We start from the raw sequence: 15520 nt of genomic DNA, 5'->3' as shown, positions 1-15520 counted from the left end.
ACGGCTCTGACATTTGGGGCACCCGAATCGGCTCTCGGCGAGTCGGACAACGCACCACGGTAGGGCCGCGAGCGACGTCAGCCAATCTTGTTATCCACAGGCTGTGTGGATGAGGTGTGGATGACGGCGCCAATGCTGTGGGTAACTCCCCGGAAGCTGTGCACGGACCGGGGGACGGCGCTGTGGACAAAATCACCTGCCCTACCCACTTACCCCACCTGACCTGGCATTTCTTCCTCCACCGGCTGTGGGGAAGAAAATTCTTCGCCACTGTCTCAAGATCGCCTCCAACGAGGTGGGACGAACGCTCGAATCGGCGTATCGGTAAGGAGTCCAGAGGCCTTGCGTCTATTACCTGTGGAAGATTAGATTGAGCACATGAGACAGGCCCCCACCGCACCGAAGGCTGCCCCGAGACGGCACGACCGCGAGATCCTCGCACTCGCCGTCCCCGCCTTCGGCGCCCTCGTCGCCGAACCCCTCTTCGTGATGGCCGACAGCGCCATCGTGGGCCACCTCGGCACACCCCAGCTGGCCGGTCTCGGCATCGCGGCCGCACTCCTCACCACGGCCGTGAGCATCTTCGTCTTCCTCGCCTACGCCACCACCGCCGCCGTGGCCCGCCGCGTCGGAGCGGGCGACCTCCAGGCCGCCATCCGGCAGGGCATGGACGGAATCTGGCTCGCCCTGCTCCTCGGCGCGGCCGTCGTCGCCGTCGTGCTGCCGACTGCGCCCACCCTGATCTCCTTCTTCGGGGCCTCCGACACCGTCGCCCCGTACGCGATCACCTACCTGCGGATCTCGGCCCTCGGCATCCCCGCGATGCTCGTGGTGCTCGCCGCCACCGGTGTCATCCGCGGCCTCCAGGACACCCGAACCCCGCTCTACGTCGCGATCGGCGGCTTCGCGCTCAACGGAGCCCTGAACGTCGCCCTCGTCTACGGGGCCGGCCTCGGCATCGCCGGCTCCGCCTGGGGCACAGTGATCGCCCAGTGCGCCATGGCCGCCGCCTACCTGGTCGTGGTCGTCCGGGGCGCCCGCAGGCACGGCGCCTCCCTGAGGCCCGACGCCGAGGGCATCCGGGCCTGCGCGCAGGCCGGAGCGCCCCTGCTGGTCCGCACCCTGTCCCTGCGGGCCGTCCTGCTGATCGCGACCGCCGTGGCCGCACGCCTCGGGGACGCCGACATCGCCGCCCACCAGATCCTGCTCTCCCTGTGGAGCCTGCTCGCCTTCGCCCTCGACGCGATCGCGATCGCCGGGCAGGCCATCATCGGCCGCTACCTCGGCGCGGGCGACACGGACGGGGCCAAGGCCGTCTGCCGCCGCATGGTGCAGTGGGGGATCGCCTCCGGCATCGTCCTGGGCCTCCTCGTGATCGCGGCCCGCCCGGTGTTCATCCCGCTCTTCACGAGCGACCCCGCCGTCGAGGACGCCCTCCTGCCGGCCCTGCTCGTGGTGGCCCTCTCGCAGCCCGTCTCCGGCATCGTCTTCGTCCTCGACGGCGTCCTGATGGGTGCGGGCGACGGCCGGTACCTGGCCTGGGCCATGCTGCTGACCCTGGCCGTCTTCACCCCGGCCGCCCTGCTCGTACCGGCCCTGGGCGGCGGGCTGACGGCCCTCTGGTGCGCCATGACCGTGATGATGCTGGTCCGGATGGTCACCCTCCAGCTGCGGGCCCGCTCGGGCCGCTGGCTGGTCGCCGGAGCCACGCGCTAGACCTCGGCACCCCTGGGGGGAGCCGTGAGGCAGCCCGGGGGCGATGTTTCACGTGAAACAACGCCCGTGCGCGACCTCTGTTTCACGTGAAACAACGAAGAAGGGCCGCACCCCCACAGGGGTGCGGCCCTTCATGCGCAGCCCTTAGGCGGCGACGACCTCGATGCCGACGGTCGCGGCCACGTCAGCGTGCAGACGCACGGAGACCTGGTACGAGCCGAGGGTCTTGATCGGGGAGCCCAGCTCCACGCGGCGCTTGTCGACCTTCGGGCCACCGGACGCCTCGATCGCCGTGGCGATGTCGGAGGGCGTGACGGAACCGAAGAGACGACCGGCGTCACCCGCGCGGGTGGCCAGACGGACCTTGACGTTCTCGAGCTTGGCCTTGAACTCGTTGGCCTGCTCGATCGTCGCGATCTCGTGGATCTTGCGGGCGCGGCGGATCTGCGCCACGTCCTTCTCGCCACCCTTGGTCCAGCGGATCGCGAAACCACGCGGGACCAGGTAGTTGCGGGCGTAGCCGTCCTTGACGTCGACGACGTCGCCGGCGGTGCCGAGGCCAGAGACCTCGTGGGTCAGGATGATCTTCATTATTCGGTCACCCTTTCCTTATCGCGCGGTGGACGTGTAGGGCAGCAGTGCCATCTCACGGCTGTTCTTCACAGCCGTGGCGACGTCACGCTGGTGCTGCGTGCAGTTGCCGGTGACGCGGCGGGCACGGATCTTGCCACGGTCGGAAATGAACTTCCGCAGCATGTTCGTGTCCTTGTAGTCCACGTACGCGGTCTTGTCCTTGCAGAACGCGCAGACCTTCTTCTTAGGCTTGCGCACAGGCGGCTTCGCCATTGTGTCTCTCCTGTGAAATCAAGAAGTGGGGGTGCGAGCTGCCCTAGAAGGGCGGCTCGTCCGAGTAGCCACCGCCGGCGCCGCCGGAGCTTCCGCCCCAACCGCCACCGCCGCCGCCCTGCTGCTGGCCGCCGGCCGGCGCACTGGACGCCCAGGGGTCGTCGGAGGGAGCTCCGCCGCCCTGGGGGCCGCCGCCACTGGGGGCTCCGCCCCAGTTGCCACCGCCGCCGCCCTGCTGCTGACCGCCGCCACCGCCGCCGTATCCACCCTGGCCACCGCGACCAGTGGTCTTGGTGACCTTGGACGTGGCGTTCTTCAGGCTGGGGCCGACTTCCTCGACGTCCAGCTCGTAGACCGTGCGCTTGACACCCTCACGGTCCTCGTACGACCGCTGCTTCAGCCGGCCCTGCACGATGACGCGCATGCCCCGCTGAAGGGACTCGGCGACGTTCTCGGCCGCCTGGCGCCAGACCGAGCAGGTGAGGAACAGGCTTTCGCCGTCCTTCCACTCATTGGTCTGCTTGTCGAAGGTGCGGGGAGTGGACGCGACACGGAACTTCGCGACCGCCGCACCCGAGGGGGTGAAGCGCAGCTCGGGGTCGTCGACGAGATTGCCGACGACCGTGATGACGGTCTCGCCTGCCATGGATGAACCTCTCGGCGGGGATTGCTGCTGGGCTGCTGTGCTACTCGGTCCCGATTACCGCTGAACCGAAGTTCAGTGGGTCTCGGGGCGAAGGACCTTGGTCCGGAGAACCGACTCGTTCAGGTTCAGCTGTCGGTCAAGCTCCTTGACGACCGCAGGCTCGGCCTGAAGGTCGATGACCGAGTAGATGCCCTCGGGCTTCTTCTTGATCTCGTAAGCGAGACGACGACGGCCCCAGGTGTCGACCTTCTCGACCTTTCCGTTGCCCTCACGGACGACAGAAAGGAAGTTCTCGATCAGCGGGGAGACAGCGCGCTCCTCGAGATCGGGGTCGAGGATGACCATCACTTCGTAGTGACGCATGTGGAACCCACCTCCTTTGGACTCAGCGGCCACGGTCGTTCCGTGGCAGGAGGGTCGTGATGCGTGCGCACGGCATCTGCAGAGCAGACACCGCGCAGCTGTACAGACTACCTCCTCCACTCCTTCCGGTTGAAATCCGGCGGCAGGAGGCCACAATCTGTATGCATCGGGTGTGCTCGGTGCTATGCCTTCGGCGTCTGCCGGAGGAAGCCCGCAGCACCGCTCTGCTGCAGCCAGGAGGTGCCTTCCGATGGCACAGGCAATGCGTCCTCAGTCCTCCATCTCGCTCTTCGCCACCGACGGCAAGCCCCATCCGCTCCAGGACACCCTGGTGGCCGTCACCCTGGTCCTCGGCGCCGTGGCGTTCGTCACGGGCTTCTTCCACCACCTGCACCTGCTCAGCTCCTGGACCGGGCTGATCGGGATCGTCACGGGCCTCTACGGCCAGTTCATCTCCGTCACGACACGCGAGCGCACAGCGCTGATCATCGGCCTCGGAGCCTCTGCCATCGGCTTCTTCCTCGGCATGGCGCACGGCGGTCTCTTCGGCGGCTGGCTGGGCTGACCGGGTGCCTCCGCGACGGGGCGCCGGCCTCCCACCGGCCCGGGCACGGCCTGTCCCCCAGATGGGTGGCGCCCCCGTCGCAGTAGGCTTCGCGCCATAGCCAGCGAAGCCGCCGAGGAGACGCCCCGCATGAGCCTGTCCCTGAGGACCATCAGCCGAGAGCAGCACCTGGGCTACCTCCAGAGCCTGCCCTCGGCTAGCCACTGCCAGGTCCCGGCGTGGGCCGACGTGAAGAACGAATGGCGTTCCGAGAACCTCGGATGGTTCGACCAGTCCGGCGAACTCGTCGGCGCCGCACTCGTGTTGTACCGACAGCTGCCCAAGGTGAAGCGGTACCTCGCGTACCTCCCCGAGGGCCCGGTCATCAACTGGTACGCCCCCAACCTCGAAGAGTGGCTCCAGCCGATGCTGGCGCACCTCAAGCAGCAGGGCGCCTTCACCGTGAAGATGGGCCCGCCCGTCGTCATCCGCCGCTGGAACTCGACCGCCATCAAGGCCGGGATCCAGGACCCGGAGGTCAAGCGCCTGCGCGACGTGGAGGCCTCCGTCATCGAGCCCCGCGCCTTCGAGGTCTCCGACAAGCTGCGCCGGATGGGCTGGCAGCAGGCCGAGGACGGCGGAGCCGGCTTCGGCGACGTCCAGCCCCGGTACGTCTTCCAGGTACCGCTGGCCAACCGCTCGTTGGACGACGTCCTCAAGGGCTTCAACCAGCTGTGGCGCCGCAACATCAAGAAGGCCGAGAAGGCCGGTGTCGAGGTCGTCCAGGGCGGCTACGAGGACCTGCCGACCTGGCAGAAGCTGTACGAGGTCACGGCCGAGCGCGACAAGTTCCGCCCGCGCCCGCTCAGCTACTTCCAGCGCCAGTGGACGGCCCTCAACTCCGAGGACCCCAACCGGATGCGGCTGTACATCGCCACGCACGAGGGGGAGCCGCTGGCCGCCGCCACGATGCTCACCGTCGGCCAGCACGTCTGGTACTCGTACGGCGCCTCCGCCAACCACAAGCGCGAGGTCCGTCCCTCGAACGCGATGCAGTGGCGCATGCTGCGCGACTCCTACGCACTCGGTGCAAGCGTCTACGACCTGCGCGGCATCAGTGACACCCTGGACGAGAACGACCACCTGTTCGGCCTCATCCAGTTCAAGGTCGGCACGGGCGGCGAGGCCGTCGAGTACGTCGGCGAGTGGGACTTCCCGCTCAACAAGCTGCTGCACAAGGCGCTCGACATCTACATGTCGCGTCGCTGACCCCGCCCCATCCACACACACCGCACCGCTGCACCACGCAGCTTTTCGAGAGAGGCTCCGGACGGGCATGGCGCTCACGCTCTACGTCGACACCGCGCGCTGGCGTGCGCACCAGAAGCAGATCCAGGACCAGTTCCCGGGGATGATCCCCGTCTGCAAGGGCAACGGCTACGGCTTCGGTCACGAGCGGCTGTGCGAGGAGGCGACCCGGATGGGTGCCGACGTCCTCGCCGTCGGCACGACCTACGAGGCCGCCAGCATCAAGGACTGGTTCGGCGGTGACCTGCTCGTGCTCACCCCGTTCCGGCGCGGCGAGGAGCCGGTGCCGCTGCCGGACCGGGTCATCCGCTCGGTGTCCTCGCTGGACGGGGTGCGCGGCCTGGTCGGCGCCCGTGTGGTCATCGAGTGCATGAGCTCGATGCGCCGGCACGGGATCTCCGAGCAGGAGCTCGGCCAGCTGCACTCGGCGATCGAGGACGTCCGGCTGGAGGGCTTCGCCCTGCACCTGCCGCTGGACCGCCCGGACGGCTCGGACGCCGTCGAGGAGGTCATCGGCTGGATGGACCGGCTGCGCGCGGCCCGGCTGCCGCTGCACACCATGTTCGTCAGCCACTTGAAGGCCTCGGAGCTGGCGCGGCTGCAGCAGCAGTTCCCGCAGACGCGCTTCCGGGCCCGCATCGGCACCCGGCTGTGGCTGGGCGACCACGAGGCGACCGAGTACCGCGGCGCGGTGCTCGACGTCACCCGCGTCGCCAAGGGCGACCGGTTCGGCTACCGGCAGCAGAAGGCCGCCTCCGACGGCTGGCTGGTCGTCGTCGCCGGCGGCACCTCCCACGGAGTCGGACTGGAGGCCCCCAAGGCCCTGCACGGGGTGATGCCGCGCGCCAAGGGTGTCGCCCGGGCCGGACTCGCCACCGTCAACCGGAACCTGTCGCCGTTCGTGTGGGCGGGCAAGCAGCGCTGGTTCGCCGAGCCGCCGCACATGCAGGTGTCCATCCTGTTCGTGCCGTCGGACTCTCCCGAGCCGAAGGTCGGCGACGAGCTGGTGGCGCACCTGCGCCACACCACCACGCAGTTCGACCGGGTGCTCGACGCCTGAGTCACTCCCCGGGGCGCGCGCCCCATTCCACTCGCTGACCCTCCGAAGGCGCCGCGTCCTGCGGCGCCTTCGGCGTACGCGGAAACGTGAAGACGTCCTCGGCGCCGTCCAGGACACCCCCGGAGGGGTCGTCCGAGCCGTCGCGCCGCACCACGTCCCGCTCGGGCAGCAGGATGTCGCGTACGACCACCGCGCACAGGTAGAGCGTGCACAGCAGGTGGGCCGTGATCGCCAGCTGGTAGCCCTCCAGCGGCAGGCCCTGGTGCTTGTCCCCGCTGGTCGTGTAGGCGAGGTAGAACCAGATGCCCAGGAAGTAGACGACCTCGCCGGCCTGCCAGATCAGGAAGTCCCGCCAGCGGGGCCGGGCCAGCGCGGCGAGCGGGATGAGCCAGAGCACGTACTGGGGCGAGTAGACCTTGTTGACGAGGATGAAGGCGGCCACCAGCAGGAAGGCCAGCTGGGCGAAGCGGGGGCGGCGGGGCGCGGTGAGCGTGAGCAGGCCGACGCCCGCGCACAGCAGCAGCGTCAGGCCCGTCGCATAGGTGTTGGCGCCTTCGAGGGGGTTCCCGGAGCGCTGGGAGATCAGCAGCCACACGGATCCGAAGTCGATGGGCCGCTCCTGGCTGAAGGTGTAGAACTTCTGCCAGCCCTCCCAGGCGAAGAACATCACGGGCAGGTTCACCACGAGCCAGGCGACCACGGCGCCGCCGACCGCCTCTCCGAACGCACGCCACTTCCCCGCCCGCCAGCAGAGCACGAACACGGCCCCGAGCAGCAGCACGGGATAGAGCTTGGCCGCGGTGGCCAGACCGATCAGGACGCCGAAGGACACCGGCCGGCTCCGCGACCACATGAGCATCGCGGCGGCGGTCAGGGCGATGGCCAGCAGGTCCCAGTTGATGGTCGCGGTGAGTGCGAAGGCCGGTGCGAGGGCGAAGAGCAGCGCGTCCCAGGGCCGCCGGCGGTGGGTACGGGCCACGCACACCGCGATCACGGCGGCGCAGACCATCAGCATGCCCGCGTTGACCATCCAGTACATCTGCTCCCGGTGCTGCATGGAGCCGCTGCCGGGGGTCATCCAGGAGGCGATCTCCATGAAGAGCCCGGTGAGCACGGGGTACTCCAGGAACTGCATGTCGCCCGGGATCCGGTCGAAGTACGGGGTGAGGCCGTCGGCGAAGCCGCGCACCACGTAGAGGTGCGGGATGTCCGAGTAGCAGGCGTGGGTGTACTGGGACCCGGCCCCGCGGAACCACGCCCAGTCGTAGCAGGGCAGCTTCTGCACCATGCCGAGCGCGAACATCCCCAGGGCGACGAGCACGACGACCCGCACCGGGGTGAGCCAGTGGCCGCCCAGCCGGGCGTAGCGGCCCAGCGGGCCGCCGATGAGCTCGCTCCCCGCGGCGGCCACCTCGTCCTGCTGGGTGGGCAGTACGGGGCTGTCCTCGTGCACCTTCGTCATGCGCACATCCTGCCGTACGGCGCCGCACATGGGAGAGGGCCGCCGCACTCGGTGCGACGGCCCTCTCCTGCCGTGTCGTGGGCGCTCGGTCAGCCGCCCGTGGAGCCCCCTATCGGGAAGCCTCCGCTGCCGCCGTTCGTCGCGCCGCCCGGCCTGCCGCCGCCCGTCTTGCTGGGCGAGGGCGAGGGGGACCGGGAGGAGCTGGCGCTGGGGTCCGGGTCGCAGATGGCCCACGGCTTGCAGGTCGGCTTGCCGGCGCTGCGCGAAGGGCTGGGGCTGGGGGACGGGGACGGGGAGTTCGACGGAGACGGCGAGGGCGAGGGCGAGGGGGACGGCGAGGGGGAGGGCGAGGGAGCACCGGAGGCGTCCGCGACGACGCCGATGTCGTCGGGCTCCGGGAAGTCCGACTCCGGGACGCCGTTCAGCGCCTCCTTCATGTACTTGGTCCAGATCTCGGCCGGGATGTCACCACCGTGGAGGGAGGGGATGCCCGCCACGCCCCTCATCGAGATGAGTTCCTTCTTCTCCGCGCTGGGGTCCGAGCGGAACAGCGCCACGGAGGTGGACAGCTCGGGGGTGTAGCCGACGAACCAGGCCGACATGTTCTTGTCAGTGGTACCGGTCTTGCCCGCGGCGGGCCGGCCGAGCTTCTTGGCCTTCGTACCGGTGCCGTTCTCGACGACGTTGCGCAGGACCTTGGTGATGTTGTCCGCGATGGAGTTGTCCATGGCCCGCTCCGCCTTGGGCGCCTCGAACCCGGGGACGTCCTTGCCGTCCTTCTTGACGCTGCGCACCGAGTACGGGTCGTGGTGGGTGCCGGAGGCGGCGAAGGTGGCGTACGAGTCGGCCATCCGGATGGCGCTGGGGGTCGAGGTGCCCAGCGCGAAGGAGGCGTTGTCGTTCGGGTCGAAGGACTCCTTCAGGATGCCGGTCGACTCGGCGACCTTCTTCACCTTGTCGTGGCCGACGTCGAAGACGAGCTGGGCGAAGGGGACGTTGATGGAGTCCTCCATCGCCTTGTTCAGGGTCACGTAGCCGTAGTCGGTCGGGCTCTCGTTCTTCTGCTTGAACGGCTTGCCGGAGCCGTCGCGCAGCGGCTGGCCCGCACGGTTGTTGATCACCGTGAGGTCGCTGGCCATGTACTTGCTGTCGGCCGAGATCCCCTTGCCCTTGGAGTTCTGGGTGCCGTACTGCATGGCCGCCGCGAGCACGAACGGCTTCCAGGTCGAGCCGACCTGGACACCGGAGGTGTTGGCGTTGTTGTTGAAGTGCTTCTTGTCCATGCCGGGTCCGCCGTAGAGGGCGACGAGGGCTCCGGTCTTCACGTCCACCGAGGCCGCGCCGAACTGCACGAAGGTGTCCGTATCGGGCCGCAACTTCTCGTCGAGCATCCCGTCACGGGTGCCCTCGACGGCCTTGACCATCGCGTCCACCTTCGTCTTGTCGAAGGTGGTGTAGATCCGGTAGCCGCCCTTGGCCAGGTCCTCGACCTTGATGCCGTTGGTCTTGAGCATGTACAGCTTGGCCGTCTCGACCAGGTAACCGATCTGGCCGGACATGCCGGCGGCCTCGGGAGCCTCGATCAGGGCGGGGAATTCCTTGAACTGGTCCCGCTCCGCCTTCTGCATGCGGCCCACCTCGACCTCGCGGTCCAGCACCCAGGCCCAGCGCTTCACGGCCCGGTCCTTGTTCGCCTCGGGCGTGGCCGCGGAGCCGATGCCGCCGTCGGGGTTGTAGAGGTTCGGGCCCTTGAGCACGGCGGCGAGGAAGGCGCTCTCGGAGGGGGTCAGGTCTTGGCTGTCCTTGCCGAAGTAGGCGCGCGCGGCAGCCTGGATCCCGTAGGCGTCACGACCGTAGTAGGCCGTGTTCAGATAGCCGGCGAGGATCGTGTTCTTCTCCTCGCTCACACCCAGCTTTATCGAGATGAAGAGCTCGGTGACCTTTCGCTTGAGCGTCTGGTCCGAGTCCAGGTACGTGTTCTTCACGTACTGCTGGGTGATCGTCGAGCCGCCCTGGGTGGATCCGCCCTTGGCCATGTTCCACACGGCGCGGGCGATGCCCATCGGGTCGACGCCCTTGTCCGACTCGAAGGACTCGTTCTCCGCCGCGATCACGGCGTTCTGCATCGAGCGGGGGATCTTCTCGATGGGGACGATCTGGCGGTTCACAGAGCCGCCGGTCGCGACCATCTGGGTGTCGTCGGACCAGTAGAAGACGTTGTTCTGCGCATCGGCCGTCTTGTTCGCGTCGGGCTTGTTCACCATGGCGATGCCGATGCCGGCGCCCGCCGTGATGATCGCGAAGAAGCCCAGGGCCGTGCCGCAGACGAACTTCCAGGAGGGGACGAAGCGCTTCCAGCCGACCTTCTCGCCGCGCGGATAGTTGATGAACCGCTTGGGGCGGCCGGCGCCCGCGGCGCCCCTGCCCCGTCCCGCCGGGGCGCGGCCGGCGGATCTCCGGGCGTCCGACCGGCTGCCGTGACCCGGCTGCTGTCCGTACGGCCCACTGGGTGACGCGGTGGGGACGTCACGCCCTGAACCGGCGCCCCTGGAGGGGCGCTGCTGGGCAGCCTTGCGGGCGGCGGCGCGGCCGCCGCCTTGGGGCTGTTGCGGTTTGCGGCGGTGCTCGCTCATCGAACGACTACTCCTCGGGCAGGCGAGTGGCCTGGAAGCGGCAGGTGAGTTCCGGTCCCCCCGGTGTCATGGCGCACAGACTACGCACGCCCAAAAGCCAATCAGTGCCGAAGTTCACCCCAAATCAGGCAACTTGCCTCAGGCAAATCAGTGATGTGACGCCGGTCACCGTGTCACCACTTGTAGCTGACGGCTACCCGTTCTATCGTCTGGATGTATCGAGCCGATACATCAGCTCGACATAAAGACTCCGAGGCGGGGGAAAGGGCAGGCGGATGAGCAGGCGCTCAGGCATCCTCGAGTTCGCTGTTCTCGGCCTGCTCCGCGAATCCCCGATGCACGGTTACGAGCTGCGCAAGCGGCTCAACACCTCGCTGGGGGTGTTCAGGGCGTTCAGTTACGGGACGCTCTACCCCTGCCTCAAGACGCTCGTCACCAACGGATGGTTGATCGAAGAGCCGGGCAACGCCCCGGAGGACGCTCTCGCCGCTTCACTCGCAGGGCGCCGCGCCAAGATCGTCTACCGGTTGACGGCAGCAGGTAAGGAGCACTTCGAGGAGCTCCTCTCCCACACGGGCCCCGATGCCTGGGAGGACGAGTCCTTCGCCGCCCGCTTCGCCTTTTTCGGTCAGACCGAACGAGACGTACGCATGCGGGTGCTGGAAGGCCGTCGCAGCCGCCTTGAGGAGCGCCTGGAGAAGATGAGCGCCTCGCTGGCTCGCACACGCGAGCGGCTCGACGACTACACGCTCGAGCTGCAACGCCACGGCATGGAATCCGTGGAGCGCGAAGTGCGCTGGCTGAACGAGCTCATCGAGAGTGAGCGGGCGGGACGGGATCAGAGACGACCCGGTCCGTCCGACGAAACTGCAAAGTGAGGTCTGCATCTCGCAGGCCTCGTCCGAGAACAAACAGGGAGCAACCGGAATGGGTTCGGTTCGCGTAGCCATCGTCGGCGTAGGCAACTGCGCCGCCTCGCTGGTGCAGGGCGTCGAGTACTACAAGGACGCCGACCCGGCGGCCAAGGTCCCCGGTCTGATGCACGTCCAGTTCGGCGACTACCACGTGAGCGACATCGAGTTCGTCGCCGCGTTCGACGTCGACGCGAAGAAGGTCGGCCTCGACCTTTCGGACGCCATCGGCGCCAGCGAGAACAACACCATCAAGATCTGCGACGTCCCGAGCGCGGGTGTGACCGTTCAGCGCGGCCACACCCTGGACGGTCTGGGCAAGTACTACCGCGAGACGATCGAGGAGTCGGCCGAGACCCCGGTCGACATCGTCCAGACCCTCAAGGACCGTCAGGTCGACGTCCTGATCTGCTACCTGCCGGTCGGTTCCGAGGCTGCGGCGAAGTTCTACGCCCAGTGCGCCATCGACGCCAAGGTCGCCTTCGTCAACGCCCTCCCGGTCTTCATCGCCGGCACCAAGGAGTGGGCTGACAAGTTCACCGAGGCCGGTGTCCCGATCGTCGGCGACGACATCAAGTCGCAGGTCGGCGCCACCATCACGCACCGCGTGATGGCGAAGCTGTTCGAAGACCGCGGTGTCCGTCTTGAGCGCACCATGCAGCTCAACGTCGGCGGCAACATGGACTTCAAGAACATGCTGGAGCGCGACCGCCTCGAGTCGAAGAAGATCTCCAAGACTCAGGCCGTCACCTCGCAGATCCCCGACCGCGAGCTCGGCGAGAAGAACGTCCACATCGGCCCGTCCGACTACGTGGCGTGGCTCGACGACCGCAAGTGGGCCTACGTCCGCCTCGAAGGCCGTGCCTTCGGCGACGTCCCGCTGAACCTCGAGTACAAGCTCGAGGTGTGGGACTCCCCGAACTCCGCCGGTGTCATCATCGACGCGCTGCGCGCCGCGAAGATCGCCAAGGACCGCGGCATCGGTGGCCCGATCCTGTCGGCCTCGAGCTACTTCATGAAGTCCCCGCCGGTGCAGTACTTCGACGACGAGGCGTACGCGAACGTCGAGAAGTTCATCAAGGGCGAGGTCGAGCGCTAGTCGAACCCCGGCGTCCGCAAGGACACCTGGACTGCGAGAGCTCTTCCGTGAAGGGTCCCCGGGCAATGTGCCCGGGGACCCTCCGCGTGTGTGACCCTTTCCCTCATGGCTGTCGTACGTGATCTGCGCGTACTCCTGCGTCTGCGGGACTTCCGCAACCTGCTCGCCGTACGGCTGCTCTCCCAGGCCGCCGACGGGGTCTACCAGGTCGCACTGGCCGCCTATGTCGTCTTCTCCCCGGAGAAGCAGGCCTCGCCCGCGGCCATCGCCTCGGCCATGGCCGTACTCCTGCTGCCCTATTCGGTGATCGGCCCCTTCGCGGGAGTCCTGCTGGACCGCTGGCGCCGCCGCCAGGTCTTCCTCTACGGCAACCTGCTGCGGGCCTTCCTCGCCTGCGTCACGGGCATGCTGATCGTCGCGCACGTCCCCGACTGGCTCTTCTACGCCTCGGCCCTGTCCGTGACCGCGGTCAACCGCTTCGTCCTGGCCGGGCTCGCGGCCTCCCTGCCGCGGGTCGTCGGGCCCGGTCAGCTGGTCACCGCGAACGCCCTCTCACCCACCGCGGGAACGCTCGCCGCCGTCGCCGGCGGGGGACTGGCCTTCCTCGTCCGCGTACTCGCCGACGACTCCGACGCCCTCGTCGTCCTCCTCGGAGCCGGCCTCTACCTGTGCGCGGCCCTGGTCTCCCTGCGCCTGGCACTGGACCTCCTCGGGCCCGACCACCCTCCCGGGCGGATCAACCCGACGGTCGTCCAAGGGGTCGCCCTCACCGTGCGGGGCCTGGCCGAAGGCCTGCGCCACCTGGCCTCCCGGCGCGAGGCGGCCCGGGCGCTCACCGCCATGACCGTCATGCGGTTCTGCTACGGGGCCCTGTTCGTCACGCTGCTCATGCTCTGCCGCTACGCCTGGTCGGACAACGAGGCCGACGGGCTGGCCCTGCTGGGCGTCACGGTCGGTGTTTCCGGGGCCGGGTTCTTCGCGGCCGCCGTCGTCACTCCCTGGCTGGTGGGCCGACTGGGCGCCCTCGGCTCCATCACCCTGTGCGCCGCGGGCGCCGCGGTGCTCGTGCCGGCGCTCGGCCTGTTCTTCGCACCCGGGCCGATGCTGGCGGCCGCCTTCGTGCTGGGCCTGGCCACCCAGGGGGCCAAGATCTCCACCGACACCGTGGTGCAGTCCCAGGTGGACGACGCCTTCCGCGGCCGCGTCTTCTCCGTCTACGACGTGCTCTTCAACGCCGCCTTCGTCGGCGCCGCCGGGGTGGCCGCACTCGTGCTCCCCCTCGACGGGCACTCCGTCCCCCTGATCATCGGGGTGGCCCTGCTCTACGCCGCGACCGCCGCACTCCTCATGCGTCAGGGCGATGTTTCACGTGAAACATCGCCCTGACCGCACCACGACCGGCGCTCCGCCCCGATGTTTCACGTGAAACATCGGGGCCCGGGCTCTCAGGCCTGAGCGGCCCACCACTCCTTGAGGGCAGCCACCGCAGCCTCGTGCTCCATGGGACCGTTCTCCAGCCTCAGCTCCAGCAGGAACGCGTACGCCTTGCCGATCACCGGGCCGGGGCCCACATCGAGGACCCGCATGATCGCGTTGCCGTCGAGGTCGGGCCGGATCGCGTCCAGCTCCTCCCTCTCCTGCAGCTGGGCGATGCGCTCCTCCAGCCCGTCGTAGGTGCGGGAGAGCGCGTTCGCCTTGCGCTTGTTGCGCGTGGTGCAGTCGGAACGGGTCAGCTTGTGCAGGCGGTCCAGCAGCGGACCGGCGTCACGGACGTAGCGCCGCACGGCCGAGTCGGTCCACTCCCCGTCCCCGTACCCGTGGAAGCGCAGGTGCAGCTCCACCAGCCGGGCCACGTCCTTGACCATGTCGTTGGAGTACTTGAGCGCGGTCATGCGCTTCTTGGTCATCTTCGCGCCCACCATCTCGTGGTGGTGGAAGGAGACCCGCCCGTCGCTCTCGAACCGACGGGTCCGGGGCTTGCCGATGTCGTGCAGCAGGGCCGCGAGCCGCAGCACCAGGTCCGGGCCGTCCTCCTCCAGCGCGATCGCCTGCTCCAGCACGATCAGCGAGTGGTCGTAGACGTCCTTGTGCCGGTGGTGCTCGTCGCTCTCCAGCCGCAGCGCCGGCAGCTCCGGCAGCACGTGCTCGGCCAGCCCCGTGTCCACGAGGAGGCCCAGGCCCTTGCGCGGGTGCGCGGACAGCAGGAGCTTGTTCAGCTCGCCCTGGACCCGCTCGGCCGAGACGATCTCGATGCGGCCGGACATCTCCGTCATCGCCGCCACCACGTCCGGGGCGACCTCGAAGTCGAGCTGCGCGGCGAACCGCGCCGCCCGCAGCATCCGCAGCGGGTCGTCGGAGAAGGAGTCCTCGGCAGTGCCCGGGGTGCGCAGCACACCCGCCCGGAGGTCCTCCAGACCGCCGTGAGGGTCCACGAACTCCTTCTCGGGCAGCGCGACGGCCATCGCGTTCACCGTGAAGTCGCGGCGGACGAGATCCTCCTCGATGGAGTCGCCGTAGGAGACCTCGGGCTTGCGCGAGGTCCGGTCGTAGGACTCCGACCGGTAGGTGGTCACCTCGATCTGGAAGCCGTCCTTCTGCGCACCGACCGTGCCGAAGGCGATGCCGACGTCCCAGACCGAGTCGGCCCACGGCCTGATGATCTTGAGAACATCCTCGGGCCGGGCGTCGGTGGTGAAGTCGAGGTCGTTGCCGAGGCGCCCGAGCAGCGCGTCGCGGACGGACCCGCCGACCAGGGCGAGGCGGAAACCCGCCTCCTGGAAACGGCGGCCGAGCTCGTCGGCGACAGGGGCGATCCGCAGCAGTTCACTCACCGCGCGGGCCTGCCCGTGATTCAGGACACTGGGGTTGTCTTCGTTGGCGTTCGGCACAACAGAAAAGGGTACGTGCCCGGCCCGCCGCGAGCTCCCGTGTT

At 68.6% G+C, this 15520-nt stretch carries 14 protein-coding genes; 7 read left to right on the top strand and 7 right to left on the bottom strand.

What is annotated here, in order from left to right; translation table 11 throughout:
- Positions 1 to 378 precede the first annotated feature (378 nt).
- Positions 379 to 1716, top strand: coding sequence for an MATE family efflux transporter (locus tag ACE1OC_RS20780; RefSeq protein ID WP_407838264.1), 1338 nt, complete (start codon positions 379 to 381; stop codon positions 1714 to 1716).
- A gap of 144 nt (positions 1717 to 1860) precedes the next feature.
- Here the strand turns inward: ACE1OC_RS20780 and rplI are convergent, their stop codons facing one another.
- From rplI to rpsF, 4 genes are all read right to left on the bottom strand, one after another.
- Entirely contained in the window at positions 1861 to 2307 is a 447-nt protein-coding gene (rplI, locus tag ACE1OC_RS20775; protein WP_243331152.1) for a 50S ribosomal protein L9, read from the bottom strand.
- 18 nt (positions 2308 to 2325) lie between these two features.
- Positions 2326 to 2562: a 30S ribosomal protein S18 gene (rpsR, locus tag ACE1OC_RS20770; protein WP_005315025.1), complete on the bottom strand. Its 237-nt coding sequence runs from the start codon at positions 2560 to 2562 to the stop codon at positions 2326 to 2328.
- Positions 2563 to 2605: 43 nt separating this feature from the next.
- The gene (locus ACE1OC_RS20765) at positions 2606 to 3208 is read right to left on the bottom strand and encodes a single-stranded DNA-binding protein (RefSeq protein ID WP_407838263.1); all 603 of its coding nucleotides are present in this window, start codon (positions 3206 to 3208) and stop codon (positions 2606 to 2608) included.
- 72 nt (positions 3209 to 3280) lie between these two features.
- Complete coding sequence (rpsF, locus tag ACE1OC_RS20760) at positions 3281 to 3571, bottom strand: 30S ribosomal protein S6 (protein ID WP_015034882.1); 291 nt, start codon at positions 3569 to 3571, stop codon at positions 3281 to 3283.
- Positions 3572 to 3821: 250 nt separating this feature from the next.
- Here rpsF and ACE1OC_RS20755 point away from each other — a divergent pair, with 250 nt between their 5' ends.
- The 3 genes from ACE1OC_RS20755 to ACE1OC_RS20745 all read left to right on the top strand — a co-directional run bounded on the left by ACE1OC_RS20755 (position 3822) and on the right by ACE1OC_RS20745 (position 6483).
- Positions 3822 to 4136: a hypothetical protein gene (locus ACE1OC_RS20755; protein ID WP_383939955.1), complete on the top strand. Its 315-nt coding sequence runs from the start codon at positions 3822 to 3824 to the stop codon at positions 4134 to 4136.
- Between the two features lie 129 nt (positions 4137 to 4265).
- On the top strand, positions 4266 to 5384 hold the full coding sequence (locus tag ACE1OC_RS20750) for a lipid II:glycine glycyltransferase FemX (RefSeq protein ID WP_243331146.1): 1119 nt from the start codon (positions 4266 to 4268) through the stop codon (positions 5382 to 5384).
- A gap of 67 nt (positions 5385 to 5451) precedes the next feature.
- Positions 5452 to 6483, top strand: coding sequence for an alanine racemase (locus tag ACE1OC_RS20745; protein ID WP_250738614.1), 1032 nt, complete (start codon positions 5452 to 5454; stop codon positions 6481 to 6483).
- A gap of 1 nt (position 6484) precedes the next feature.
- On the opposite strand, the gene ACE1OC_RS20740 is transcribed toward ACE1OC_RS20745, so the two are convergent.
- Both ACE1OC_RS20740 and ACE1OC_RS20735 read right to left on the bottom strand, forming a co-directional pair.
- Entirely contained in the window at positions 6485 to 7945 is a 1461-nt protein-coding gene (locus ACE1OC_RS20740) for a glycosyltransferase family 87 protein (protein ID WP_407838262.1), read from the bottom strand.
- A gap of 89 nt (positions 7946 to 8034) precedes the next feature.
- On the bottom strand, positions 8035 to 10578 hold the full coding sequence (locus ACE1OC_RS20735; protein ID WP_407838261.1) for a transglycosylase domain-containing protein: 2544 nt from the start codon (positions 10576 to 10578) through the stop codon (positions 8035 to 8037).
- Between the two features lie 275 nt (positions 10579 to 10853).
- On the opposite strand from ACE1OC_RS20735, the gene ACE1OC_RS20730 reads away from it, so the two are divergent.
- The 3 genes from ACE1OC_RS20730 (at position 10854) to ACE1OC_RS20720 (ending at position 13974) form a co-directional block, all read left to right on the top strand.
- On the top strand, positions 10854 to 11456 hold the full coding sequence (locus tag ACE1OC_RS20730; RefSeq protein WP_250738617.1) for a PadR family transcriptional regulator: 603 nt from the start codon (positions 10854 to 10856) through the stop codon (positions 11454 to 11456).
- 49 nt (positions 11457 to 11505) lie between these two features.
- Positions 11506 to 12588: an inositol-3-phosphate synthase gene (locus ACE1OC_RS20725; RefSeq protein WP_274548499.1), complete on the top strand. Its 1083-nt coding sequence runs from the start codon at positions 11506 to 11508 to the stop codon at positions 12586 to 12588.
- A gap of 105 nt (positions 12589 to 12693) precedes the next feature.
- Complete coding sequence (locus ACE1OC_RS20720) at positions 12694 to 13974, top strand: MFS transporter (RefSeq protein ID WP_407838260.1); 1281 nt, start codon at positions 12694 to 12696, stop codon at positions 13972 to 13974.
- 59 nt (positions 13975 to 14033) lie between these two features.
- On the opposite strand, the gene ACE1OC_RS20715 is transcribed toward ACE1OC_RS20720, so the two are convergent.
- Positions 14034 to 15476 carry a CCA tRNA nucleotidyltransferase gene (locus ACE1OC_RS20715; protein WP_407838259.1) on the bottom strand — a complete coding sequence of 481 codons (1443 nt, stop codon included), beginning with the start codon at positions 15474 to 15476 and terminating at the stop codon, positions 14034 to 14036.
- Positions 15477 to 15520 lie beyond the last annotated feature (44 nt).

It is taken from the genome of Streptomyces stoeckheimensis, from assembly GCF_045822005.1.
GTDB lineage: Bacteria > Actinomycetota > Actinomycetes > Streptomycetales > Streptomycetaceae > Streptomyces > Streptomyces stoeckheimensis.
The sequence above is the reverse complement of the archived record's forward strand: the minus strand, read 5'-3'. Positions and strand labels throughout refer to the sequence as shown.

Coding starts and splice junctions, on each gene's coding strand:
- ACE1OC_RS20780 (WP_407838264.1), top strand. CDS start 379: ATGAGACAGGCCCCCACCGCACCGAAGGCTGCCCCGAGACGGCACGAC.
- rplI (WP_243331152.1), bottom strand. CDS start 2,307: ATGAAGATCATCCTGACCCACGAGGTCTCTGGCCTCGGCACCGCCGGC.
- rpsR (WP_005315025.1), bottom strand. CDS start 2,562: ATGGCGAAGCCGCCTGTGCGCAAGCCTAAGAAGAAGGTCTGCGCGTTC.
- ACE1OC_RS20765 (WP_407838263.1), bottom strand. CDS start 3,208: ATGGCAGGCGAGACCGTCATCACGGTCGTCGGCAATCTCGTCGACGAC.
- rpsF (WP_015034882.1), bottom strand. CDS start 3,571: ATGCGTCACTACGAAGTGATGGTCATCCTCGACCCCGATCTCGAGGAG.
- ACE1OC_RS20755 (WP_383939955.1), top strand. CDS start 3,822: ATGGCACAGGCAATGCGTCCTCAGTCCTCCATCTCGCTCTTCGCCACC.
- ACE1OC_RS20750 (WP_243331146.1), top strand. CDS start 4,266: ATGAGCCTGTCCCTGAGGACCATCAGCCGAGAGCAGCACCTGGGCTAC.
- ACE1OC_RS20745 (WP_250738614.1), top strand. CDS start 5,452: ATGGCGCTCACGCTCTACGTCGACACCGCGCGCTGGCGTGCGCACCAG.
- ACE1OC_RS20740 (WP_407838262.1), bottom strand. CDS start 7,945: ATGACGAAGGTGCACGAGGACAGCCCCGTACTGCCCACCCAGCAGGAC.
- ACE1OC_RS20735 (WP_407838261.1), bottom strand. CDS start 10,578: ATGAGCGAGCACCGCCGCAAACCGCAACAGCCCCAAGGCGGCGGCCGC.
- ACE1OC_RS20730 (WP_250738617.1), top strand. CDS start 10,854: ATGAGCAGGCGCTCAGGCATCCTCGAGTTCGCTGTTCTCGGCCTGCTC.
- ACE1OC_RS20725 (WP_274548499.1), top strand. CDS start 11,506: ATGGGTTCGGTTCGCGTAGCCATCGTCGGCGTAGGCAACTGCGCCGCC.
- ACE1OC_RS20720 (WP_407838260.1), top strand. CDS start 12,694: ATGGCTGTCGTACGTGATCTGCGCGTACTCCTGCGTCTGCGGGACTTC.